This window comes from Microbacterium sp. Root53, assembly GCF_001426925.1.
GTDB lineage: Bacteria > Actinomycetota > Actinomycetes > Actinomycetales > Microbacteriaceae > Microbacterium.
The window spans coordinates 303,665-326,154 of sequence record NZ_LMFR01000012.1; the positions used below are offsets into that span (position 1 = coordinate 303,665).

Annotated in this window: 20 protein-coding genes and 1 pseudogene; 5 read left to right on the forward strand and 16 right to left on the reverse strand. The window is 73.0% G+C overall.

Going from position 1 to position 22,490, the window contains the following annotated elements; all coding sequences use genetic code 11:
- Positions 1-46 precede the first annotated feature (46 nt).
- From ASD19_RS06350 to nagA, 7 genes are all read right to left on the reverse strand, one after another.
- Positions 47-1,438 (reverse strand): NAD(P)/FAD-dependent oxidoreductase, encoded by a 1,392-nt coding sequence (locus ASD19_RS06350; protein WP_055989913.1) that lies wholly within the window; start codon positions 1,436-1,438, stop codon positions 47-49.
- 19 nt (positions 1,439-1,457) lie between these two features.
- Positions 1,458-2,762 (reverse strand): S8 family serine peptidase, encoded by a 1,305-nt coding sequence (locus ASD19_RS06355; RefSeq protein ID WP_055989916.1) that lies wholly within the window; start codon positions 2,760-2,762, stop codon positions 1,458-1,460.
- Entirely contained in the window at positions 2,759-3,277 is a 519-nt protein-coding gene (locus tag ASD19_RS06360; RefSeq protein ID WP_055989919.1) for a DUF501 domain-containing protein, read from the reverse strand. Before ASD19_RS06360 ends, ASD19_RS06355 begins: the two co-directional genes overlap by 4 nt.
- Before the next feature lie 73 nt (positions 3,278-3,350).
- Entirely contained in the window at positions 3,351-3,893 is a 543-nt protein-coding gene (locus ASD19_RS06365; protein ID WP_055989922.1) for a septum formation initiator family protein, read from the reverse strand.
- Positions 3,894-3,924: 31 nt separating this feature from the next.
- Positions 3,925-5,205 (reverse strand): phosphopyruvate hydratase, encoded by a 1,281-nt coding sequence (eno, locus tag ASD19_RS06370; RefSeq protein WP_055989925.1) that lies wholly within the window; start codon positions 5,203-5,205, stop codon positions 3,925-3,927.
- Positions 5,206-5,320: 115 nt separating this feature from the next.
- Complete coding sequence (locus ASD19_RS06375; protein WP_055989928.1) at positions 5,321-5,995, reverse strand: O-methyltransferase; 675 nt, start codon at positions 5,993-5,995, stop codon at positions 5,321-5,323.
- 57 nt (positions 5,996-6,052) lie between these two features.
- Positions 6,053-7,207: an N-acetylglucosamine-6-phosphate deacetylase gene (gene nagA, locus ASD19_RS06380; protein WP_055989931.1), complete on the reverse strand. Its 1,155-nt coding sequence runs from the start codon at positions 7,205-7,207 to the stop codon at positions 6,053-6,055.
- Positions 7,208-7,296: 89 nt separating this feature from the next.
- Here nagA and ASD19_RS06385 point away from each other — a divergent pair, with 89 nt between their 5' ends.
- Positions 7,297-8,574 (forward strand): APC family permease, encoded by a 1,278-nt coding sequence (locus tag ASD19_RS06385; protein ID WP_055989934.1) that lies wholly within the window; start codon positions 7,297-7,299, stop codon positions 8,572-8,574.
- Between the two features lie 13 nt (positions 8,575-8,587).
- A complete protein-coding gene (locus tag ASD19_RS06390) occupies positions 8,588-9,070 on the forward strand; it encodes an NUDIX domain-containing protein (RefSeq protein ID WP_055989937.1) in 483 nt (160 codons plus the stop codon).
- 6 nt (positions 9,071-9,076) lie between these two features.
- On the opposite strand, the gene hisS is transcribed toward ASD19_RS06390, so the two are convergent.
- From hisS to mfd, 5 genes are all read right to left on the reverse strand, one after another.
- Complete coding sequence (gene hisS / locus ASD19_RS06395; protein WP_082543022.1) at positions 9,077-10,363, reverse strand: histidine--tRNA ligase; 1,287 nt, start codon at positions 10,361-10,363, stop codon at positions 9,077-9,079.
- A gap of 15 nt (positions 10,364-10,378) precedes the next feature.
- Positions 10,379-11,035 carry a MazG family protein gene (locus tag ASD19_RS06400; protein WP_055989940.1) on the reverse strand — a complete coding sequence of 219 codons (657 nt, stop codon included), beginning with the start codon at positions 11,033-11,035 and terminating at the stop codon, positions 10,379-10,381.
- Positions 11,036-11,072: 37 nt separating this feature from the next.
- Positions 11,073-12,233 carry a Na+/H+ antiporter NhaA gene (nhaA, locus tag ASD19_RS06405; protein ID WP_055989943.1) on the reverse strand — a complete coding sequence of 387 codons (1,161 nt, stop codon included), beginning with the start codon at positions 12,231-12,233 and terminating at the stop codon, positions 11,073-11,075.
- Between the two features lie 114 nt (positions 12,234-12,347).
- A complete protein-coding gene (locus tag ASD19_RS06410) occupies positions 12,348-12,686 on the reverse strand; it encodes a GNAT family N-acetyltransferase (protein WP_055989946.1) in 339 nt (112 codons plus the stop codon).
- A gap of 43 nt (positions 12,687-12,729) precedes the next feature.
- The gene (mfd, locus tag ASD19_RS06415; RefSeq protein ID WP_055989949.1) at positions 12,730-16,353 is read right to left on the reverse strand and encodes a transcription-repair coupling factor; all 3,624 of its coding nucleotides are present in this window, start codon (positions 16,351-16,353) and stop codon (positions 12,730-12,732) included.
- Positions 16,354-16,413: 60 nt separating this feature from the next.
- Here mfd and ASD19_RS06420 point away from each other — a divergent pair, with 60 nt between their 5' ends.
- Positions 16,414-16,923 (forward strand): hypothetical protein, encoded by a 510-nt coding sequence (locus ASD19_RS06420; RefSeq protein WP_055989952.1) that lies wholly within the window; start codon positions 16,414-16,416, stop codon positions 16,921-16,923.
- 7 nt (positions 16,924-16,930) lie between these two features.
- On the opposite strand, the gene pth is transcribed toward ASD19_RS06420, so the two are convergent.
- Together pth and ASD19_RS06430 are read right to left on the reverse strand one after the other, a co-directional pair.
- Entirely contained in the window at positions 16,931-17,515 is a 585-nt protein-coding gene (gene pth, locus ASD19_RS06425; protein ID WP_055989955.1) for an aminoacyl-tRNA hydrolase, read from the reverse strand.
- Positions 17,516-17,627: 112 nt separating this feature from the next.
- Positions 17,628-18,239, reverse strand: a complete 612-nt coding sequence (locus ASD19_RS06430) for a 50S ribosomal protein L25/general stress protein Ctc (protein WP_055989958.1) — start codon at positions 18,237-18,239, stop codon at positions 17,628-17,630.
- 494 nt (positions 18,240-18,733) lie between these two features.
- Here ASD19_RS06430 and gndA point away from each other — a divergent pair, with 494 nt between their 5' ends.
- Positions 18,734-20,197 (forward strand): NADP-dependent phosphogluconate dehydrogenase, encoded by a 1,464-nt coding sequence (gndA, locus tag ASD19_RS06435; RefSeq protein WP_055989961.1) that lies wholly within the window; start codon positions 18,734-18,736, stop codon positions 20,195-20,197.
- Between the two features lie 66 nt (positions 20,198-20,263).
- Here the strand turns inward: gndA and ASD19_RS14780 are convergent, their stop codons facing one another.
- Together ASD19_RS14780 and ASD19_RS14925 are read right to left on the reverse strand one after the other, a co-directional pair.
- Positions 20,264-20,692: a BBE domain-containing protein gene (locus tag ASD19_RS14780; protein WP_230667534.1), complete on the reverse strand. Its 429-nt coding sequence runs from the start codon at positions 20,690-20,692 to the stop codon at positions 20,264-20,266.
- A gap of 463 nt (positions 20,693-21,155) precedes the next feature.
- A pseudogene (locus ASD19_RS14925) lies at positions 21,156-21,671 on the reverse strand (FAD-binding protein); the annotation flags it as partial.
- A 58-nt stretch (positions 21,672-21,729) separates the two neighbouring features.
- Here ASD19_RS14925 and ASD19_RS06445 point away from each other — a divergent pair.
- The gene (locus ASD19_RS06445) at positions 21,730-22,464 is read left to right on the forward strand and encodes a response regulator transcription factor (protein WP_055989964.1); all 735 of its coding nucleotides are present in this window, start codon (positions 21,730-21,732) and stop codon (positions 22,462-22,464) included.
- The last annotated feature ends 26 nt before the right edge of the window (positions 22,465-22,490 follow it).

The window sequence follows — 22,490 nt, forward strand, 5'->3', positions numbered from 1 at the left end:
CCGCCGGCCCTCGCGAAGGAGGAGCGGCGGCTCTCGGGCGTCGGCCTCAGCGGGCGCCGGCCTCGACGGGCTCGGGCGCCTTCTCCGGCGCCGGCTCGACGGGAGCCTCGACCGGGGGCTTCGGACGCGACGCGAACGTCTCGAAGAAGACGCGCGGCGACTGCGTGGCGCTCAGCTGCACCATGTCGCGGCCGAGCCAGAGGTTGTGCCACCAGCCCCACAGCACGCGCCACTTGCGCTCCCACGTGGGCATCGCCAGGCCGTGGTAGCCGCGGTGCGCGACCCAGGCCAGGAAGCCCTTCAGCGCGAACTTGCCGGACTGGAAGACGCCGTTGTAGAGGCCCAGGCCCGCGACGGCGCCGAGGTTCTTGTGGAAGTAGTCGACGGGCTCGTCGCCGCGGAGGACGGCGACCAGGTTCTTGGCGAGGCGCTTGGCCTGGCGCACGGCGTGCTGCGCATTGGGCACGCACGTGCCGTCGGGCAGGCCGCCGGTCTTGTCAGGGACGGCCGCGATGTCGCCGGCGGCCCAGGCGCCCTCGACCACGGTCTCGCCGTCGACCACGCGCAGGTCGGCCTGCGTCGTGATGCGGCCGCGGGGCTCGGTCGGCAGGTCGCTGCCGCGCACGACGGCAGGGTTGGCCATGACGCCCGCGGTCCAGACGATCAGGCCGCTCGGGAACGACTGGCCGGTCGAGGTCTCGACCACGCCGTCCACCGCGCTGGTGACCTGCGTCTCCAGGTGCACGTTGGCGCCGCGCTGCGCGAGGTCCTTCAGAACCCACTCGCTCGTGGGCAGCGAGACCTCGGGCATGATGCGGCCCATCGCCTCGATGAGGTGGAACTGGGTCTCCTCGAACGAGATCTCGGGGTACTTGCCCACGAGCGACGACGCGAGCGAGCGCAGCTCGGCGAACGTCTCGATGCCCGCGAAGCCGCCGCCGACGATCACGACGGTGAGCAGGCGCCGGCGCAGCGGGTCACCGGCGGGCAGGGCCGCGGCCTTCTCGAAGTTGGAGATGAGGGTGTCGCGGACGAAGACGGCCTCCTCGACCGACTTCAGGCCCACGGCGTTCTCGGCGATGCCCGGGATCGGGAACGTGCGCGAGACGGATCCGGCGGTCACGACGATCTGGTCGTACGCCATCTCGTAGGGCTCGCCGCCCTCGGGCGTGATCGTGGCCGTCTTGTTGGCGTGGTCGATGCCCGTGACCTTGGCCGTGATGACCTTCGTGGTCTTGAGGTGACGACGGTGCGAGACGACCGTGTGGCGCGGCTCGATCGAGCCGGCCGCGACCTCGGGCAGGAAGGGCAGGTACGTCATGTACGGAAGCGGGTCGACCATGACGACCTCCGCCTCGTCACGACGCAGGTGCTTCTCCAGCTTCCACGCGGTGTAGAACCCCGCGTAGCCGCCACCGACGATGAGGATCTTGGGCACGAGTGAAGAACTCCTTGAGTCAGGGATTGCCCGGCGACCGCCGCACACGGGCCGATCGGACGCGTCGCACTGCCGCGATGACGCCCAGCACCACGAGGATACCAGCGCCGCTGAGGGCCACGAGCGGCAGGGTGCCGTAGCGCAGGCCGTCGGCCGTGGGCAGGTAGGCCGAGCCGGCCTCCGCGGGCGGGTCGGCGGGCGGCAGCGGCGGGATCTCGACCGGGGCCGGGGACTGCGTCGGCTGCGGGGCGGCGTCCTGGCGGCGGTGCAGCGCGATCCAGCGCTCGAGGTCGCCCATGGGGTTCTTCGTGACGGGGGCGACGGCCGCGTTGACCGCCGCGTTCGCGTCGACGAGGCCGTAGCCGTAGAACGCGTCGGGGACCTTGGCGACGCCCGGCGGCTTGCGCGCGGTCTGCACGATCCGGTTGATCACGTCGTTCGCGCTCAGCTCGGGATGCGCCGAACGCACCAGGGCCGCGATGCCGGCGACGATCGGCGCCGCGCCGCTCGTGCCGTCCCACTCGACGATCTCGCCGTCCGCCGACACCCCGAGCAGCTTCTCGCTGGGCGCCGAGACGCCGATCGTGATGCCCTGCGTCGAGGCCTCGACGCTCGCCTTGCCCTGCGGATCCACGCCGGCGACCGTCAGGACGCCCGGGATGGTGGCAGGCGCTCCGACGGAGTTCGTGCCTGCGCCGCGGTTGCCCGCGGCGACCACGATCACGACGTCGTTCTCCATCGCGTACAGGAACGCGTCGTCCCACGACTCGTCCCAGCTCTGCTTGTTGGTCGTGAACGAGAGGTTGATGACATCCGCGCCGTTGTCGACGGACCAGTGGATGGCCTCCGCGACCTGCTGCGCGAACGGCACGGCCGCCGATGAGCCGAATCCGAGCGAGACCGAGAGCAGGTTCGCCTGCGGGGCCACGCCGATCATCGCCCGCGGGTCGCCGCCGCTGCGGGCGGCCGCGAGCGAGGCCACCCAGCTGCCGTGGTTGCGGTTGACGACGTCGACCGGCGTGCGCCCGTCGGGGGCGCCGGCGCCCGACACGTCCGTGCCGCCCACGACGGCGCCCTCGAACTGCGCCGGCCCGGCGACCACGCCCGTGTCGATGATCGCGATCGTCACGCCCGCGCCGCGCGTGGTCTCCCACGCGTCGGTGATGCCGTACTCCTCGAGCCAGTACTGGCGCTCGCGCGGCGTCGGCTCCGCGGTCGCCGCGGGGTTCGGCGTGCCCTCGGGCGTCGGCGGCGGCGTCGGGGCGGCACCGGTCAGCACGACCACGAGGACCGCGGTCGCGAGGATCCGGCGCAGACGCGTCATCCGGCCTTCCCGGGCTCCGCGCACTCGCAGCGGTCGGGCGACCACGCGGAGCGCTCGAGCGCGGCGTCGCCGATCGGGTTCACACCGGGGCCCGCCGCGAGGGCGTGGCCCGCGAGGGCGTGCAGGCACTTGACGCGCGTCGGCATCCCGCCGGCGGAGATCCCGTCGATCTCGGGCACGTCGCCGAACGCGGCGCGGTCGGCGAGGTACGCCTCGTGCGCGCGCGTATACTGCGCGGCCAGCTCGGCGTCCTCGGCGAGGCGCGCGGCGAGCTCGGGCATCAGCTGGCCGGCCTCGAGCCGCGACATCTCGGCCGTGGCGGCCGGGTGCGTCAGGTAGTAGAAGGTCGGGAACGGCGTGCCGTCGGGCAGTCGCGGCGAGGTCGCGACCACCGTGGGGTTGCCGCACACGCAGCGCGCGGCGATGCCGACGACCCCGCGGGCCTCGCGCCCGAGCTGCGCCGAGACCACCTCGAGGTCGACCGGGCGCACGGGATCGAAGGGAGGAGTCGTCACCCCTCCAGGCTACCGGCGGCGCACCGGGAGCCCCGGCCAGGGCGGCCGCTTGCCAGCATTCCGTGAGGTCGCGTCAGGGCGCGGGCGTCTCGGTCGGCTCCGGCTCGTCCGGCACGCCGATCGTGATCTCCATGGCGGTCTCGGCCGTGCCGGCGCCCACGATCGAACGCAGCAGGCCGCCCATCCAGTCCGCGGCCCGCTCCTCCACGTCGGCGCTGACCGGCTCCGGGTCGCGCGGCACCTCGGCCTCGTCGAGGTCGTCCACGATCAGGAAGGAGACCTCCCCCGGCTTGACGTAGTAGAGCCGCTCGCGTGCCTGGGCGGTGATGAACGCCGGGTCGTTCCAGCGATCCCGCTCCCGCTCGAGCTCGGCGATCTCCTCGCGCGTGACCTGGACCGACTCCTGGAGCGCGGCGATCTTCTGCCGCTGCTCCACGTACGTCGACACGGTCGGGGCCAGGACGAGCACGGCCAGCACCACGAGGCCCAGCATGATCGCGGCGAAGCCCGAGAACCGGATGCCCCCGAGCCACTCGCGGGCATCCGCACGCGCGGCGGGCGCGGCCGCGCCGCGCGCGCCCCGGGACGCGGAAGGGGGAGCCGTCTTCCTGCTCACGGCTCCCCCTCCGGTAGATCTGTGCGACTGGTTACGCGGTGAAGCGCGGGTACGCGCCGCGACCTGCGAAGGTCGCACCGGCGCCCAGCTCCTCCTCGATGCGCAGAAGCTGATTGTACTTCGCGACCCGGTCGCTGCGAGCGGGCGCGCCCGACTTGATCTGACCCGCGTTCACGGCGACCGCAAGGTCGGCGATCGTGGTGTCTTCGGTCTCGCCCGAGCGGTGCGACATCATGACCGTGTAGCCCGAGTTCTGCGCCAGCGTGACGGCGTCGAGCGTCTCGGTGAGCGAGCCGATCTGGTTGACCTTGCAGAGCAGCGAGTTGGCGACGCCCTTCTGGATGCCCTCGGCCAGGCGCTGCGGGTTGGTGACGAACAGGTCGTCGCCCACGAGCTGGACCTTGGAGCCGATGCGCTCGGTCAGGGCCTTCCAGCCCTCCCAGTCATCCTCGGCCAGCGCGTCCTCGATCGTGACGAGCGGGTAGTTGGCGAGCAGCTCCTCGTAGTACGCGGTCATCTGCTCGGCCGACCACTCGTTGCCCTCGAAGCGGTACACGCCGTTCTCGAAGAACTCGGTCGACGCGACGTCGAGGCCGACGGCGATGTCCTTGCCGGGCGTGAAGCCGGCCTTCTCGATCGCGGCCATCAGGAAGTCGAGCGCGCCGCGGTTGCTGGGCAGGTCGGGCGCGAAGCCGCCCTCGTCGCCGAGGCCCGTGGCGTAGCCGCCGGCCTGCAGCTCCTTCTTGAGGACGTGGTAGGTCTCGGTGCCCCAGCGCAGCGACTCGCTGAACGTCTCGGCGCCGAGCGGCACGAGGAAGAACTCCTGCATGTCGACGCCGGTGTCGGCGTGGGCGCCGCCGTTGATGACGTTGAGCGCGGGGACGGGCAGGACGTGGGCGTTCGGGCCGCCGATGTAGCGGAACAGGGGCAGGTCGGCGCTGTCGGCGGCGGCCTTCGCGACCGCGAGGCTGACGCCGAGGATGGCGTTGGCGCCCGTGCGCTGCTTGTTGGGGGTGCCGTCGGCCTCGATCAGCGCGGCGTCGATCACGCGCTGATCGCTGGCGTCGAGGCCCTCGATGGCCGGGCCGAGCTCGTCGATCACGGCGTCGACGGCCTTCAGCACGCCCTTGCCGCCGTAGCGGCCCTTGTCGCCGTCGCGGAGCTCGTACGCCTCGAAGGCGCCGGTCGAGGCGCCCGAGGGGACGGCCGCGCGCTGCACGATGCCGTCGTCGAGCAGCACCTCCACCTCGACGGTCGGGTTTCCGCGCGAATCCAGAATCTCGCGCGCGCCTACAGCTTCGATCAGTGCCACGGAACGACTCCCTCTGAGTGGACGGGTTCGGGGCCGCAGAGCCCCGCGGTCAGTCTATGGCCCCGCCGTGACGCCCTCATGCCGTGTGACGGCGCCCGCCCCTGCGGCCGGGCCGTCAGCCCGCGAGCACCGCAATCGCGACGCCGTCCCAGCCCTTGATCCCCACGGTCTGCAGCGCGGTGGCGTCGAAGCGCGGATCGGATCCCAGCATCGCAAGCGCCGCGCGTGTCCCCTGCACCATCGGGTCCTCGGAGTCGTCGCGCACGATCTCGCCCTCGCGGCCGATGTTGTCGACCACGACCACGGCGCCGGGCCGCCCGAGCCGCGCCGCCCAGTCGAGGTACGCGGTGTTCGACTCCTTGTCTGCGTCGATGAACACGAGATCGAAGGGCTCGCCGTCGCCCTCGAGCGTCGGCAGCACGTCGAGCGCTCCGCCGACGCGCACGTCCACGCGGTCCGCGACGCCGGCCCTGGCGAGATTCGACCGGGCCACCTCGGCGTGCGCGGGCTCGGCCTCGATCGTGACGACCTGTCCGCCGTCCGGGAGCGCCCGCGCGAGCCAGATCGTGGAGTAGCCGCCCAGCGTGCCGATCTCGAGCACGCGCCGCGCCCCGGAGATGCGCACGAGCAGGTGGAGCAGCTTGCCGGAGACCGGCGCGACCTCGATGCCCGGCATCCCGGCGGCCTGCTGGGCCGCGATCGCGGCGTCGAGCGCAGGGTCGGGTCCGATCAGGACGTCGGCAAGCCAGCGGTCGGCGGCGGTCCAGTTCTCGAGCGTGGGTTCGGCCATGCCGCCATCCCAGTGCCGCGCGCGGCGCGCGTCAAGCCGGTGCCGCGATCCCGCCCGTCAGCGCAGCTTCTCGCCGGCCGCCCAGACCGACTCGGGGCGCAGCTCGACGTCGAGCAGCACGGCGTCGGCCGCGTAGCCCGGCTCGAGCGTGCCGAGCTCGTCGTCGAGGCCGAGCGTGCGGGCGGGGACGATCGTGAGCGCCCCGACGGCGTCCGGCAGCGGGATCCCCGCCTCGACCGCGCGGCGCAGCGCCTCGTCGAGCAGCAGAGTCGAGCCGGCGATCGCGTCGCCGTCCTTCAGCCGCGCGACGCCGTGGCGCACCACGACCGCGAGCGACCCGAGGATGTAGTCGCCGTCGGCCGCGCCGGCCGCCGCCATGGCGTCGGTGATGAGCGCGATACGGCCCGGCGCCGACGAGAACGCCATCGACACCACCTCGGGGTGCACGTGCACGCCGTCGTTGATGACCTCGAGGGTCACGTGGTCCGAGCTGATGGCGGCGACCACGGGACCGGGAGCCCGGTGGTGGATGCCGCGCATGCCGTTGAAGGCATGGGTCAGGATGGACGCGCCGCGGTCGAAAGCGGTGCGCGCGGTCTCGAGGTCCGCACCCGTGTGTCCCACGGCCGCGCGCACGCCCTCGGCCGTGAGGCGCTCGATCGCCTCGAGCGCGCCGGGGTGCTCCGGCGCGATCGTCAGCTGGCGCAGCGTGCCGTCGGCGGCCTCGAGGACGGCTTCGATCGCCTCGGCGTCGGCGCGGATCAGCAGGCGCGGGTCGTGCGCGCCGCGGAACTCGTCGTCGATGAACGGCCCCTCGGCGTGCGAGCCGAGCACGAGCGGGTCGGCCTTCGCGACGCGGGCGATGGCCTCGAGCCGCGCGGTGAGATCGGAGAGCGCCGCTGTCACGAGCGACAGCACGCTGCGCGTGGTGCCGTGCCGGCGGTGCACCGCGAGCGCGGCCTCGATCGCGTGGTCCTCGGCGATGTCGAACGCGAAGCCGCCCGCGCCGTGGCAGTGCAGGTCGATGAACCCGGGCGTGAGGGTGCGGCCCGATGCGTCCACGACCTCATCGGCGGGCTGCGCGCGCCAGCCGTCCCCGGTCCCGGTGGCGGCGACGCGGTCGTCCTCGAAGCGCACCCAGGCATCGGCGGTCTCGCCGCGGTGCGTGACCAGGCGCGCGGAGTGGATGACGGTGGCGGCGGGGGCGTTCATCGCGCGATCCTCACGACGTCCGAGCTTAGTGGAGGACCGGTCTAGACCGCTTCCCCGCCGGGACACGTCGCTCGCCTACAATCCGGCCCATGAGCTCCTCCTCCCCCGCCCTCGCCCGCCGTCTCGGGCTGGGCGACGCGGTCGCGATCGGACTCGGCGCGATGGTCGGCGCCGGCGTGTTCTCCGCCTTCGCGCCCGCGGCCGCCGCGGCGGGCTCGTGGCTGCTCGCGGGGCTGGCGATCGCCGCCGTGGTGGCGTACTGCAACGCGACCGCGTCGGCCCAGCTGGCGGCGGTTCACACCACGTCGGGCGGCACCTACGCCTACGGTCGCGCCGAGCTCGGCGCGTGGTGGGGCTACGCGGCGGGCTGGTGCTTCGTGATCGGGAAGCTCGCGAGCTGCGCCGCGATGGCCATGACATTCGCGGCCTACGCGGCCCCGGCCGGCTGGGAGCGCCCCGTCGCGATCGCGGCCGTGGTGGCGCTCACGGGCGTCAATCTGCTGGGCGTCACGCGCACGGCGCTCGCGGCGAAGATCATCGTGACCGTCGCGCTGCTGGCGCTCGCGGTGGCGGTCGCGGCCGGCTTCGCGGCGCCGGCCGCGGCGGACGGCGCGTTCAGCGGCGACCTGCCGACCGGCGTGGGAGGCCTGCTCCAGTCCGCCGGCCTGCTGTTCTTCGCGTTCGCGGGGTACGCGCGCATCGCCACGATGGGCGAGGAGGTGCGGGATCCGGCGCGCATCATCCCGCGCGCGATCACGATCGCGTTCCTCATCGCCCTCGCGGTGTACGCGCTGGTGGGCGCATCGCTGCTCGCGGCCCTGGGCTCTGCGGGCACCGCCGCGTCGGCCGCGCCGCTGTCGGACGCGGCCGCGGCGGCCGGATGGGGCTGGGCGGAGCCGGTCGTGCGGATCGGCGCGTCCGCGGCGTCGCTCGGCGCGCTGCTCGCGCTCATCGCCGGCATCGGCCGCACGGGGCTCGCGATGGCGAGGGAGCACGACCTGCCGTCGTGGCTCTCGGCGATCCACCCGCGGTTCCACGTTCCGCACCGCATGGAGATCGCGGTCGGCGCGATCGTCGTGGCCGTCGTCGCGGTCGCAGACCTCCGCGGGGCGATCGGGTTCTCGTCCTTCGGCGTGCTGCTGTACTACCTGATCGCGAACCTGTCCGCGTACCGCCAGCGCGCCGCCGTGCGCCGGTACCCGCGCTGGATGCAGGTGCTCGGCGCGATCGGATGCGTCGTGCTGGCCTTCACGCTGCCGTGGCAGAGCGTCGCCGCGGGGGCCGCGGTGGTCGCGATCGGCCTCGCTCTCCGCGCGATCCGGCTGATGCGCGAGCGCTCGCGCGCCGACGCGGGTCACGGCGACTGACAGGCTGGAGCCCATGAGCGAGCGATACACCGAGGCCTACGCGGCGGCCCATGGGCGCTTCACCGTCATCCCCGCCGCCTACGTGTTCCTCCGCCGCGGCGACGAGGTCCTGCTGCAGCTGCGGGCGGGCACCGGCTACTACGACGCGCACTGGGCCGCCGGCGCGGCGGGTCACGTGGAGCGCGGCGAGTCCCTGCTCGCGGCCGCGGTGCGCGAGGCCGCGGAGGAGCTCGGCGTCGGCGTCGCGCCGGGCGACCTCGAGTTCCTCACGCTCGAGCACCGCACGGGAGACGGCGCGGCGATCGACGAGCGGATCGACGTGTTCTTCGCGTGCGGCACGTGGACGGGCGAGCCCGCGCTGCAGGAGGACAAGGCGTCCGACCTGCGCTGGTTCCCGCTCGACGCGCTGCCGGACCCCGTCGTGCCGCACGAGCGCATCGTGCTGGACGCCTGGCGCGAGCGCGCGCTGCGGCCCATCATGCCGCTCGGCTTCTGAGGCGGATCAGCCCAGGGGCTTGAGCTCCAGCGACTCGCGCGTCGCGCCCGCGGCCACGCTCGCGTAGGCCGTGTAGCCGTCGGCCGTCGCACGGTCGAGCAGCCCCTTGAGGTTGCGGGTGCGCTGCTCGAGGCGCACGCGCGAGCCCTCGGCCACGAGCGCGGCCTTCAGCGCGAGCAGCTCGGCCACCGGCACGTCCTTGTCGTGCACCAGCACGACGGCCTCGGCGGTCTCCGCCCCGGCCGTCTCGACGAGGTCCACGATGCGCTCGAACCCGATCGAGAACCCGACCGCCGGCACGTCCTGACCCAGGAAGCGTCCGATCATGCCGTCGTAGCGTCCGCCGCCGCCCAGCGAATACGACACCGAGGGGTGTGCGAGCTCGAAGATCGTGCCCGTGTAGTAGCCCATGCCGCGCACGAGGAACGGGTCGAACTGCAGCGGGATCTCGCCGCCGCCGCGCGCCGCCGCGACGGCCTCTCCCACGCCGACGAGGTGGTCGACGATCTCGTCCGGGATGCCGCCGGGCAGCTTCGCGACGATCTGGTCCCGGCCGAACCGGGCCGGCGCCTCGGCGGCCGAGAGCCCGTTCAGGAACCCCTCGAAGGCGTCCACGGCGCCGGCCGTCGCGCCGCGCTCGCGCAGCTCGGCCGCGACGCCGCCGGGACCGATCTTGTCGAGCTTGTCGATCGTGATGAGCACGCCGGGGCGCTCCTCGGGCGCGAAGCCGAACGCCTCGAGCATGGCGTCGAGCGCGCGGCGGTCGTTGATCCGCACGGTCGCGCCCTCGAGCGAGAGCGCGGCGAGCGTGTCGAGCGACGCGACGATCAGCTCGGCCTCGGCGCGCGCGGACGCGTCGCCGATGATGTCGATGTCGCACTGCATGAACTGCCGGTAGCGCCCCTTCTGGGGACGCTCCGCGCGCCACACGGGCGCGATCTGGATGGACCGGAACACGGTGGGCAGCTCGCCGCGGTTCGTGGCGTAGAACCGGGCGAGGGGCACCGTGAGGTCGTAGCGCAGGCCCAGGTCGGTCAGCTTCGCGGGGTCGTCCGCGGCGTGCCGGATCGCGTCGGCGTCGAGACCGCGACGCAGGATGTTGAACGCGAGCTTCTCGTTGTCGCCGCCGATGCCGGCGTGCAGGCGCGCGTACTCCTCCATGACGGGCGTCTCGATCTCGTCGAACCCGTGGGCGCGGTAGCGCTCGCGGATCACGGCGAGCACGCGCTCGCGTCGGGCCTTGTCAGCGGGGAGGAAGTCGCGCATGCCGCGCGGGGCGTTCACAGCAGCCATAGGGAAGCAATTCTCTCAGGATTCCCGCTCGCGGATCTCCGCCTCCAGCGCGCGGAGGCGCTCGCGGAGGGCGCGCTCGGCGTCCCAGCCGTTCGCGCGGGCCGCGGCCGCCAGCGTGAGAAGCAGGTCGCCCAGCTCCTCCTCGCTCTCCGGCACCGCGCCGACCTCGGCCGCGTCGTGCACGGCCACGGCGATCTCGTCGCCCGCGCCGACCTGGGCGGCCTTGCCGACCAGCTTCTGCGCGAGGGCCAGCGAGGGCATCGAGCGGGCGACGCCGTCCAGCACGCTGAGGCGCTGCCGCTTCTCGGCGGCCTTTGCCGCGTTCCACAGCTCGAGAACGCGCTCGGGCGTCTCGGCCGTCTCCCCCGCGAACACGTGGGGGTGCCGCCGCACCATCTTCTCGACGAGCGTCGCCGCCACGTCGTCGATGTCGAACGGCTCGGCCGCGTCGCGCGAGGCGATCTCGGCGTGGAACAGCACCTGCCACAGCAGGTCGCCGAGTTCCTCGCGCAGATCGCCGCGGCCACCGGCCTCGATCGCGTCGATCAGCTCGTGGCTCTCCTCGATCAGATACGGGACGAGGGCGCGGTGGTCGATGCCCTGCGTCCAGACGCAGCGATCGCGCACCGTGCGCATCGTCTCGACCGCCTGCCGCAGCGCGTCCGCCGTCATCCCCTCACCTTCCGCTCGGCCGCCCACGAGGCGCCCGTCACGATGATGCCGCGTTCAGGCGGTGATGGCGCGCGCGCAGCGACACGATGACGCCCGACAGCACGAGCGCGATGAGGGAGCCGCCGAGCACGCCGAGGATGGCCTGATCCCGGATGGCGTCGGACTCGGCGTACGCGAGGTTCGCCAGCAGCAGCGACACCGTGAAGCCGATCCCGCCCAGCGTGCCGGCCGCGACGAGGTCGGGCAGCGCGATGGTCGGCGCCGTGCCGCGCGGGCGCATCCGCATGGCGAGCCAGCCGAACAGCGTGATGCCGAGGATCTTGCCGACCGGCAGGGCGACCAGGATGCCCCACAGGGCCGGGGACAGCTCCGACGGCCTCACCTGCGGGATGACGACCAGCGCCGCCACGAAGGCGAACAGGGGCAGGATCGCGCCGTTGATCCACGGCTCGAGGACGTGCCGCGCACGCATGCCGGGGCTCTGCTGGACCGCGAGCCCCAGCAGGACGCCCGCGATCGTGGCGTGCACGCCCGACAGCAGCACGAAGACCCACGCGGCCACCGCGACGACGATCATGGCCGCGACGATCGCGACGCGCGCGCCACGGCTGCCGGCGTCCAGGCGGCTCAGCACCGCGAACACCACGACCAGCACGATCCCGATCGCGAGCAGGCCGAGATCCACGTCGTGCGCGAACAGCACCGCGATGAAGACGATTCCGACGATGTCGTCGATGATCGCGAGCGCGAGCAGGAAGATCCGCACGGGCGACGGCAGGCCCTTGCCGAACACGGCCAGCACGCCGAGGGCGAACGCGATGTCGGTCGCGGTGGGCACGGGCCATCCGTCGCGGGTCGCCGGGTCTCCTCCCGCGAACAGCAGGAAGACCGCGATCGGCACGATCACGCCGCCCGCCGCGGCGATCGCGGGCTGCAGCGCCTTGCGCACGCTCGACAGCTCACCCGTCGTCAGCTCGTACTGCAGCTCGACCGCGACCCCGAAGAAGAAGATCGCGAGGAGGCCGTCCGACACCCAGTGCGCGAGCGACAGGTCGAGCGGCGTGCCCGGGATCGCCAGGTGCGCGTGGCTCAGGTCCAGCACGGCCGGGCCGAACGGCAGGTTCGCGAACAGCAGGCCGAGGGCCGCGGCGGCCAGCAGCAGGACGGCGGGGAATCGCTCGGAGCGGAGCAGCTTCATGTGTGCCTTTCGTCGCCCGTCATCCGCTGACGGATCATGCGGGCGGGATCGCCGGTTCAGAGGACGGACGCTCGTCCGCCGCCGACCAGACTTCCCGGCACACCGCGATCCAGCCTACCGGGCGTCGTCGGGGCGCGCGGCGAGCACGTCGTGCTGCTCCGGATGGCGCTCGAGCCAGCCCTGCACGAAGGTGCAGACCGGCACGATCTTCACGCCGCGCTCGCGCGCGTCCGCGAACGCGTGGGTCGCCAGGCGTCCGCCGATCCCGTGGCCCGAGTACTCCTCCCAAACGACCGTGTGCAGCAGCGTGCGCGTTCCCTCGCCGTCCTCGTAGACGAGGACGCCGGCGAGCGCGCCGTGCGGGTTCTGCGCGTCGCTGAAGTGGGCCTCGTAGCGGGTGTGCTCCGCGTTGTCGGACACGACGATGTCGGGCTCGGGCTGCGACTCGGTCATGACGTCCATCCAACCGGTGGGCCGGTGCGGGCTCAACCCCCGGTCACGATCCCGTGGCCGCGTCCTCCTTCTTCGCCGCGGGGAAGGTCGCGTCCAGCAGCTGGGCGACCCACGCCAGCAGGTCGGCGTCGCCCAGCGGCTCGCCGCCCGCGGTCGGCATCGGCACGACCATGGCCTCGCCGCCCGCCAGCAGCTTGGCGCCCGGGTACAGGCGCTGCAGCCGCACGCGCATCGAGTCGGGGAGCTGCGCGGGCGCGATCCGCAGGTTGCGGCCCATCGCGACGACGTCCGTCAGCCCGGCCTGCGCGGCGCGGCGGCGCAGGCGCGCGACCGCGATCAGCCCGTCGACCTCGGGCGGCGGCGCGCCGTAGCGGTCGGCGAGCTCCTCGATCACGAGGTCGATCGCGTCGTCCTTGGCGGTCGCCGTGGCCGCGGCCGAGAGCTTCTGATAGGCCTCGAGGCGCAGGCGCTCGGCGTCGATGTACGACTCGGGCAGGCGCGCCTCGACCGGCAGCTCGAGCCGCAGCTCGACCGGGCCCTCGGTCTCCTCGCCGCGGAACGTCGCGACGGCCTCGCCGATCATCCGGAGGTACAGGTCGAACCCGACGCCCGCGATGTGACCGGCCTGCTCGGCGCCCAGCAGGTTGCCCGCGCCGCGCAGCTCGAGGTCCTTCATCGCGACCTGGATGCCCGACCCGAGGTCGTTGTGGACCGCGATCGTCTGCAGCCGGTCCGCGGCGGTCTCGCTCAGCGGCTTGCTCTCGTCGTACACGAAGTACGCGTAGGCGCGCTCGCGCCCGCGGCCCACGCGGCCGCGGAGCTGGTGCAGCTGCGCGAGGCCGTACTTGTCGGCGCGGTCGATGATGATCGTGTTCGCGTTCGCGATGTCGATGCCGGTCTCGATGATGGTCGTGCAGACCAGCACGTCGAACTTGCGCTCCCAGAAGTCGTCGACGACCTGCTCGAGCTGGTGCTCGCCCATCTTGCCGTGCGCCACGGCGATGCGGGCGTCCGGCACCAGCTCGGCGAGGTGAGCGGCGACCGAGTTGATCGACGTGACGCGGTTGTGCACGTAGAACACCTGGCCCTCGCGCAGCAGCTCGCGCCGGATGGCGGCCGCGATCTGCTTGTCGTTGCGGGGGCCGACATACGACAGGATCGGATGCCGGTCCTCGGGCGGGGTCGCGAGCGTCGACATCTCGCGGATGCCGGTGACGGCCATCTCGAGCGTGCGCGGGATCGGCGTCGCCGACATCGCGAGGATGTCGACGTTCGTCTTGAGCTTCTTGAGCTGGTCCTTGTGCTCGACGCCGAAGCGCTGCTCCTCGTCGATGATCATGAGGCCGAGGTCCTTGAACGCCACCTGCTCCGTGAGGATCCGGTGCGTGCCGATCACCATGTCGACCGTGCCGTCGGCGAGGCCCTGCACGACCTGGCGCGCCTCCTTGTCGGTCTGGAAGCGGGAGAGGGCCTTGACCGTCACGGGGAACCCTGCGAAGCGCTCGGTGAACGTCTCGAGGTGCTGCTTGACCAGCAGGGTGGTCGGCACGAGCATCGCGACCTGCTTGCCGTCCTGGATCGCCTTGAACGCGGCGCGCACGGCGACCTCGGTCTTGCCGAAGCCGACGTCGCCCGACAGCAGCCGGTCCATCGGGACGGGCCGCTCCATGTCGCGCTTGATCTCGTCGATCGTCTGCAGCTGATCCGGCGTCTCGGCGAACGGGAACGCCTCCTCCAGTTCGCGCTGCCACGGCGTGTCCGGGCCGAACGCGTGCCCCTTGGCCGCCATGCGCGCCGAGTAGAGCTTGACGAGCTCGACCGCGATGTCGCGGACCGCCCGGCGCGCGCGCCCCTTGGCCTGGGCCCAGTCGCTGCCGCCCATCTTCGACAGGGTCGGCGCCTCGCCGCCCACGTACTTCGAGAGCAGGTCGAGCTGATCGGTCGGCACGAACAGCTTGTCGCCGGGATATCCGCGCTTGGACGGCGCGTACTCCAGCACCAGGTAGTCGCGCGTCGATTTGGTCGCGTTGCGGCCGCCGCTGGAGACGACGCGCTGCGTCATCTCGACGAACCGGCCGATGCCGTGCGTGGCGTGGACGACGTAGTCGCCCGTCTTGAGCTGCAGCGGATCGACGACGTTGCGCCGCCGCGAAGCCAGCTTCTTGACGACGCGGGCGTCGCCGCCGATCGTGCGGCCGTAGAACTCGCTCTCGGTGAGCACCGCGAGCCGCGCCTCGTCCGACTCGAAGCCGCGCTCGATGCCCGCGACCGCGAGCGTCGCGACGCCGGGCTCCGGCGCGTCCGCGAGGCTCTCGACCAGGCGGGCGGCGAGGCCGCGGTCGGCGAGCACGTCCCGCGCGCGCTCCACGAGACCCACGCCGTTCGCGGCGATCACGACGCGCCAGCCCTCCGCGAGGCGGCGGGCGACGTGGTCGACCGCGCCGTCGATGCTGCCCTGGAACGACGGGACGGCCGCGCCGCGGATCCGGATGGCGGTGCCCGCATCCGGGGCGATCGTCACGCCGTCGTCCGCGAGCGCGTCCAGCTCGGCCGCGGTGTCGGCCGCGCCGGAGTCGAACGGGCTGAGGGTCCACCAGACGCCGCCGCGCTCGCGGACGTCGTCGTGGAGGCGGGAGATCGTGAGGAAGTCGCCCGAGTCGAGGTTGACCGGGGCGCGGGCGCCGCTCGTGGCCGCGCTCCACGCGGCTTCGAGGAACTCGCGGTTCGTCTCGCCGAGCGTGAGCGCGCGCGAGACCGCGCGCTCGGGGTCGACGAGCGCGACCGCGGCGCCCTCGGGAAGATACGAGGCCAGCGAGACGAGCTCGTCCGTGACGACCGGTGTGAGGGACTCCATCCCCTCCACCGGGATGCCCTCGGACATCTTCTCGAGCATCTGCGCGATGCCCGGGAACTCGTGCTGCAGCTGCCGCGCACGGGCGCGCACATCCGCCGTCAGCAGCAGCTCGCGGCTCGGCACGAGGTCGACCTCCGGCACCTCGCCCGGCAGCGAGCGCTGGTCGGCGACCGAGAAGGCGCGGATCTGATCGACCTCGTCGCCGAAGAGCTCGATGCGGTAGGGGTGGTCGGCCACGGGCGGGAACACGTCGAGGATGCCGCCGCGCACCGCGAACTCGCCGCGGCGCGACACCATGTCGACGCGCGCGTACGCGCGCTCGACCAGGCGCCGCACGATGTCGTCGAGGTCGTGGCCGCGTGCGCCGGCGGCGAGCCGGATGGGCTCGGCCTCGCCCAGGCCCGGCGCGAGCGGCTGGATGGCGGAGCGGATCGACGAGGTCACCACGAGCGGGCGCGCGCGATCCCATGTCGCGAGCCGGCGGAGCGTCGCGAGGCGCCGGCCGACGGTCTCGGGGCTCGGGCTGAGCCGCTCGTGCGGCAGGGTCTCCCAGGCGGGGAAGTCGAGCACCTCGGCGTCGGGCATGACCGCCGCGAGCGCCCCGGCGAGCGCCTCCGCGCGGCGGCCCGTCGGCGCGATCGCGAGCAGCGCGGCGGGATGCCCGGCCGCCACGCGGCGCTCGAGCAGCGCGGCGAGCGCCGGGGCGTCGATGCCGTCGACCATCGAGAGGTCGGCGTCCACGGCCGATGCGGTGAGAGCGTCCCGGAACGATTCGGCGGTCTCGAGGGCGCGCACGATCCCCTGAACAGTCACCACAAGAGTCTATGCGGCGCCCCGGACACCGCGGCCGGGGCGGCTCCCTAGGATGACAGCGTGAGCGCACCCCAGCCGCCGATCCCCCAGCCGCCCGTCCCCGGCGGGCACGCGGCGCCCGGCGCGCCCACCGCGCCGTACCTTCCGCCGCAGGATGCGCGCTGTGCGGCCGCGCTGCAGGCGCCACGGCGCGCGGCATCGCCGCTGCTCGGGCGTATCGCGCTCGTGCTGGCGATCGGCGCGACGGTGGGGGCGAGCATCCTGCTGGCCGTCGCCCTGGCGGCGATCGGCGCGGGCATCGGACCGCGACTGCAGGCCCTGTCGCCGAGCGCTGGGCTCGAGATCCTCTCCCCCGTGCGCGAATGGGTGCTCCTGGCAGAGGTCGCCGCGTGGGGCGGGACCGCGCTCGGCGTGTGGGCCCTCGTACAGGGCATCGTCGCGGTCGTCCGCGACCGCGGTCGCCGCTCCGGCATCGCCGCGATCGCGACCGCGGCCCTCGGCCCGGTCGTCGCCGCGGGCGCCGCGTTCGGAGGCGCCGTCGCAGGCATCGCGGGCTCCGGCGGCGTCTGACCGGAGGCTACGGCTTCGGGGCGTGGAAGCGCTGCTGCGCGTCGACCAGCCCGACCTCGACGAGGTGCTCGACCGCGTCCGCGGCGTCGGAGATCAGGATGGGCAGGGTCTGCCGCTCGGTCGCGCCGAACGGGTCCAGCACCCAGTCGGCCGGATCCTGACGGCCCGGCGGGCGCCCGATGCCGACGCGCACGCGGGCGAAGTCCGGCGTGCCGAGCGCCTTGGCGACGTCCCGCACGCCGTTGTGACCGCCGTGGCCGCCGCCCGACTTGAGGCGCAGGGTGTCGAACGGGATGTCCAGCTCGTCGTGCACCACGATCACGCGTCCGGCGTCGACGCCGTAGAAGCGCGCGAGGTTCGCGACGGGGCCGCCCGAGACGTTCATGAAGGAGTTGGGCTTGGCGAGCACGAGCTTGGCGGCGCCCGGGCGCAGCCACGTCTCGGCCACGCGCGCGTTGGCCTTGTGCTGCTTGAACGGCGCGCTGCGACGGCCCGCGAGCTCGTCGATCACCATCTGCCCGACGTTGTGACGGGTCGTCTCGTAGCGGGGTCCCGGGTTGCCGAGCCCCACGATCAGCCACGTGTCGGCCATGACTCCTCCTCGTCCTCGATCCTGCCGCAAGAGTCCGCCGCGGACGAGCCGCCGCAGACGGAGAGAGGGGGCGCGATCGCTCGCGCCCCCTCTCTTCGAAGATGTGCCGGTGTTACTCGGCGGCCTCCTCCGAGGCGGCCTCGTCCGCGGCCGGAGCCTCGGCCTCGGCGTCGCTCGTGGTGTCGAGCTGCGGGGTCGAGATGGCGACGACGAGCGTCTCGGGGTCGGCGACCAGGGTCGCGCCCTCGGGGAGCTTCACCTCGGCGGCCGTGATGTGGGTGCCGTCCTCCCGGCCCTCGACGTCGACCTCGAGGTGCTCCGGGATGTGGGTCGCCTCGACCTCGATCGACAGCGTCATGGCGTCGAGGTTGGCGATCGTGCCGGCGAAGGGCTCGCCCGTCACCACGACGGGGACGTCGACCGTGACCTTCTCGCCCTTGCGCAGGACGACGAGGTCCACGTGCTCGATGACCTGGCGCACCGGGTCGCGCTGCACGTCCTTGACCAGGGCGAGCTGCTTGGTGCCCTCGATGTCGAGCTCGACGATCGCGTTGGCGTGACGCACGAGCAGGAGCGTCTCGTGACCCGGCAGGGCCAGGTGCACGGGCTCGGTGCCGTGGCCGTACAGGACGGCGGGGATCTTGTGCGCGGCGCGCAGGCGGCGGGCGAAGCCCTTGCCGAACTGGGTGCGCACCTCGGTGGTGAGCGTGGTCTGCTCCGACATGATGTGTCTCCTCGTGGCCGCGCCATCCGTTCGATGTCGCGGGGGTCTGTGGCTGCTCGACTCGAACGCAACGCGTGAGGAGAGCCCCGAGGCTCACCCGCGTCGATAACGGCTGAGCACACGCATGCGCGGCTCGCCCTCGCCGAGGTCGTTTTCCATGGTACCCGACGAACGGGTACGGTGGTGACGCGCTTTGTCCGCGCGCAGAACCGCCCGACGACCGCGATTCCGCGGGCGTCGCCGCACGCCAGGAGCCCCCGTGATCGATCCCTCGCACGTCGTCGCCGGCGTCATCGCCGTCATGTCCCTCACCGCCACGGTCCTGCTGGTCGGCGCGTTCTTCTCGCTCGGCCGCTCGGGCTACCGCAAGGACTGACGCCGCCTCACGGCGTCACGCGGACGCATGTGAGCGCCCGCCCCACTAGCCTGGACCCGACGAGGCCGATTCCGGCACCCGCTCGTCTCCCCCTGTGATCCGTGTGCAAGGAGATCGCGTGACCGACGCTTCCACCACAACCGCCGTCGCCAACATCGGGGTCGTGGGCCTCGCCGTGATGGGCTCGAACTTGGCTCGCAACCTGGCCAGCCGCGAGGGGAACACGGTCGCCGTGTTCAACCGCAGCCGCGCCAAGACCGACGAGCTCGTCGCCGAGCACCCCGAGGCCGGCTTCATCCCGGCGTACTCGTACGAGGAGTTCGCGGCGTCGCTGGCCAAGCCGCGCACCGCGATCATCATGGTGAAGGCCGGCGCCGGCACCGACGCGGTGATCCAGGCGCTGACCGAGGTGTTCGAGCCGGGCGACATCATCGTCGACGGCGGCAACGCCCTGTTCACCGACACGATCCGCCGCGAGAAGGCCGTCCGTGAGACCGGCATCAACTTCGTCGGCGCGGGCATCTCGGGCGGCGAGGAGGGCGCGCTCACGGGCCCGTCGATCATGCCCGGCGGTCCGGAGGAGTCGTGGGTCACGCTCGGCCCGATCCTGAAGTCGATCGCCGCGGTCGCCGAGGGCGAGCCCTGCGTCACGCACGTGGGCACCGACGGCGCCGGCCACTTCGTGAAGATGGTGCACAACGGCATCGAGTACGCCGACATGCAGCTCATCGCGGAGGCGTACGACCTGATCCGCCGCGGCACGGGCAAGACCCCCGCCGAGATCGCCGACGTGTTCGCCGAGTGGAACTCCGGCGAGCTCGAGTCGTACCTGATCGAGATCACCGCCGAGGTGCTGCGCCAGGTCGACGCGGAGACCGGCAAGCCGCTGGTCGACGTCATCCTCGACCAGGCCGGCGCCAAGGGCACCGGCGCGTGGACCGTGCAGACCGCCCTGTCCCTCGGCGTCCCCGTCTCCGGCATCGCCGAGGCCACCTTCGCGCGCTCGCTGTCGTCGCACCCCGAGCAGCGCGAGGCCGCCGCGGCCCTGCCCGGCCCGGACGAGACCTTCGAGGTCGCCGACGCCGACGCGTTCATCGAGGACGTCCGCCAGGCGCTGTTCGCCTCGAAGATCGTGGCGTACTCGCAGGGCTTCGACGAGATCCGCGCCGGCGCGGCAGAGTACGGCTGGAAGATCGACCTCGGCGCGATCTCGAAGATCTGGCGCGCGGGCTGCATCATCCGCGCCCAGTTCCTCAACCGCATCGCCGACGCCTACGCGGAGACCCCGGACCTGCCGCTGCTCATGTCCGCGCCGTACTTCGCCGACGCGCTCACGCGCGGCCAGGCCGCGTGGCGCCGCGTCGTGATCGCCGCGACCCAGGCCGGCATCCCCTCGCCCGCGTTCTCCTCGTCGCTGGCGTACTACGACGGCATCCGCGCCGAGCGCCTGCCCGCCGCGCTCATCCAGGGCCAGCGCGACTTCTTCGGCGCGCACACGTACAAGCGCATCGACAAGCCGGGCACCTTCCACACGCTGTGGTCCGGCGACCGCACCGAGATCGAGGCCGAGGACACCCACTGACCTCGCGCTGATCCGACGCCGCGTCCCCCTGCCCGCCACGGGCAGGGGGGACGCGGCGTCTCCGGCTCACGCCGGCCGCACGTTGTGGTTGCGCGAGAACACGTTGCGCGGATCCCACTCGCGCTTGACGGCGGCCAGTCGCGCCATCGCCGCCGGCGGGTACATGCGCTCCGCCCAGTCGGGCTCGGTGGAGGTCGTGAAGTTGCCGTAGACCCCCGCGCCGCGCGCCTCGATGCCGGCCCAGTCGGCGAGAGCCCGCGCCCGCGCGGCGTCATCGAGCAGGCCAGGGACATCGAAGGCGCCCGCCATCGCGAACCACGTCGCGTCGCGTGCGGGGAACGCCGAGTCGTCCTGGGCGACATCCCCGAACGCGCCGCTCAGCGACCGCAGGAAGATCACGGACGCGTCGTTCTGCCGACGGAACGCGACCAGGTCGTCGATCGTGTCGTCGTCGAGCTCGCGCAGCAGCGTGTTGCCGCCGACGAACCCGGGCATCGGCATCTCGGGGTCGAACTCGGGCGCCTCGAGCAGGACCTCGGGGGTACGGCCGCACTCCCAGGCCGCGTTCGACCACCCCGGGTGCGGCGAGCAGCGGCGCGAGCAGCCGGCAGAGCCGGTCCTCGTCCGAGCCGATCCAGACGGCGCCGATCGAGGCTCCCGCCGGCGCGCTCGGATCCATGGGCGGGACGTCCATGTAGGTGACGGTCAGCTCGCGCGGCGCATCCGCCATGAGGTCGCGCAGGGCACGGAGCATCGGCCGCGGATCGCCGTCGATTCCCAGCTCGGCCGCCACGACGCCGTCGAGCGGCCGCGCCCGGAAGTCGAATCTGGTCACGCCGCCGAAGTTCCCGCCGCCGCCCCGCAGCGCCCACAGGAGCTCCGGATGGGTCTCGTCGGTCGCCTCGACGACGTCGCCCGCCGCCGTGACGAGCTGGACGCCGGTGAGCTGATCGCACGCCAGGCCCCAGGCGCGCAGCATCAGACCGATGCCTCCGCCGAGCGTGAGCCCGCCCACGCCGACCGACGCCGTGTCGCCGGAGCTCAGGCCGAGGCCGCGGTCGGCCAGGGCGCGGGCGACCGCGCCCCAGTGCGCGCCGCCGCCGACGCCGACGCGCGTGCCCTCGACCGTCACGGCGTCGAGGGCGGTGAGATCGAGGGTGAGGCCGCCGGGAACGGAGCCCCAGGCGCTGTGGCCGCCGCTGCGGACCATGATGTCGACTCCGGCCGCGGCGGCACCGCGCACGGCCCGGCGGACGTCGTCGACCGACGTCGCGCGCGCGCGATGACGGCGGGCTCTCCGATGCCGGAGTGGAAACGTCGGGCGGCGTCCCAGTCGGGGTCGCCCGGGAGGATCGCGGTGCCGCCGAACGCGGCAGTGAGCTCGGGGGAGGTCATGCGCCGCACCATAGCCGGGCCCTCCGACATCGGACAGTCCCTCCTCCGCCCGGCCGCCCTCGAGAGCGTCGACACTCACACGCGGCGCATAGCCGGCTCCATAGAAAGCTCATAGTTTCGCCACCACAATGGGTCGCATGAGCACCCCGCACTCCTCCCCCGCCCTGCTGCGCGCCGACGGCACGCCCGTCCGCATCCTGGTCGTCGACGACGAGCAGATGCTGACCGACCTGCTGTCGATGGCGCTCAAGATGGAGGGCTGGCAGGTGCGCACCGCCGGCAACGGCTTCGAGGCCCTGCAGGCCGCCAAGGAGTTCAAGCCCGACGCGCTCGTGCTCGACATCATGATGCCCGACCTGGACGGCATGACCGTGCTGCAGCGGCTGCGGCAGGCGGGCGACGACGTGCCCGTCCTCTTTCTCACCGCCAAGGACGCCGTGTCCGACCGCGTCGCCGGCCTGACCGCGGGCGGCGACGACTACGTCACCAAGCCGTTCAGCCTCGAGGAGGTCGTGGCCCGGCTGCGCGCCCTGATGCGCCGCTCGGGGACCGCGCACGCGGCCGAGGACGCGCCCATCCTGCGGGTCGGCGACCTCACCCTGAACGAGGACAGCCACGAGGTGGAGCGCGACGGCACCGAGATCGAGCTCACGGCGACCGAGTTCGAGCTGCTGCGCTTCCTGATGCGCAACGAGCGCCGGGTCGTGTCCAAGGCCCAGATCCTCGACCGCGTGTGGAGTTACGACTTCGGCGGGCGCTCGAGCGTCGTCGAGCTCTACATCTCGTACCTGCGCAAGAAGATCGACGCGGGGCGCGAGCCGCTCATCCACACGGTCCGCGGCGTCGGGTACATGATCAAGGCACCCCAGTGACGCCGCTCGGCCGGATCCGGAGGCGG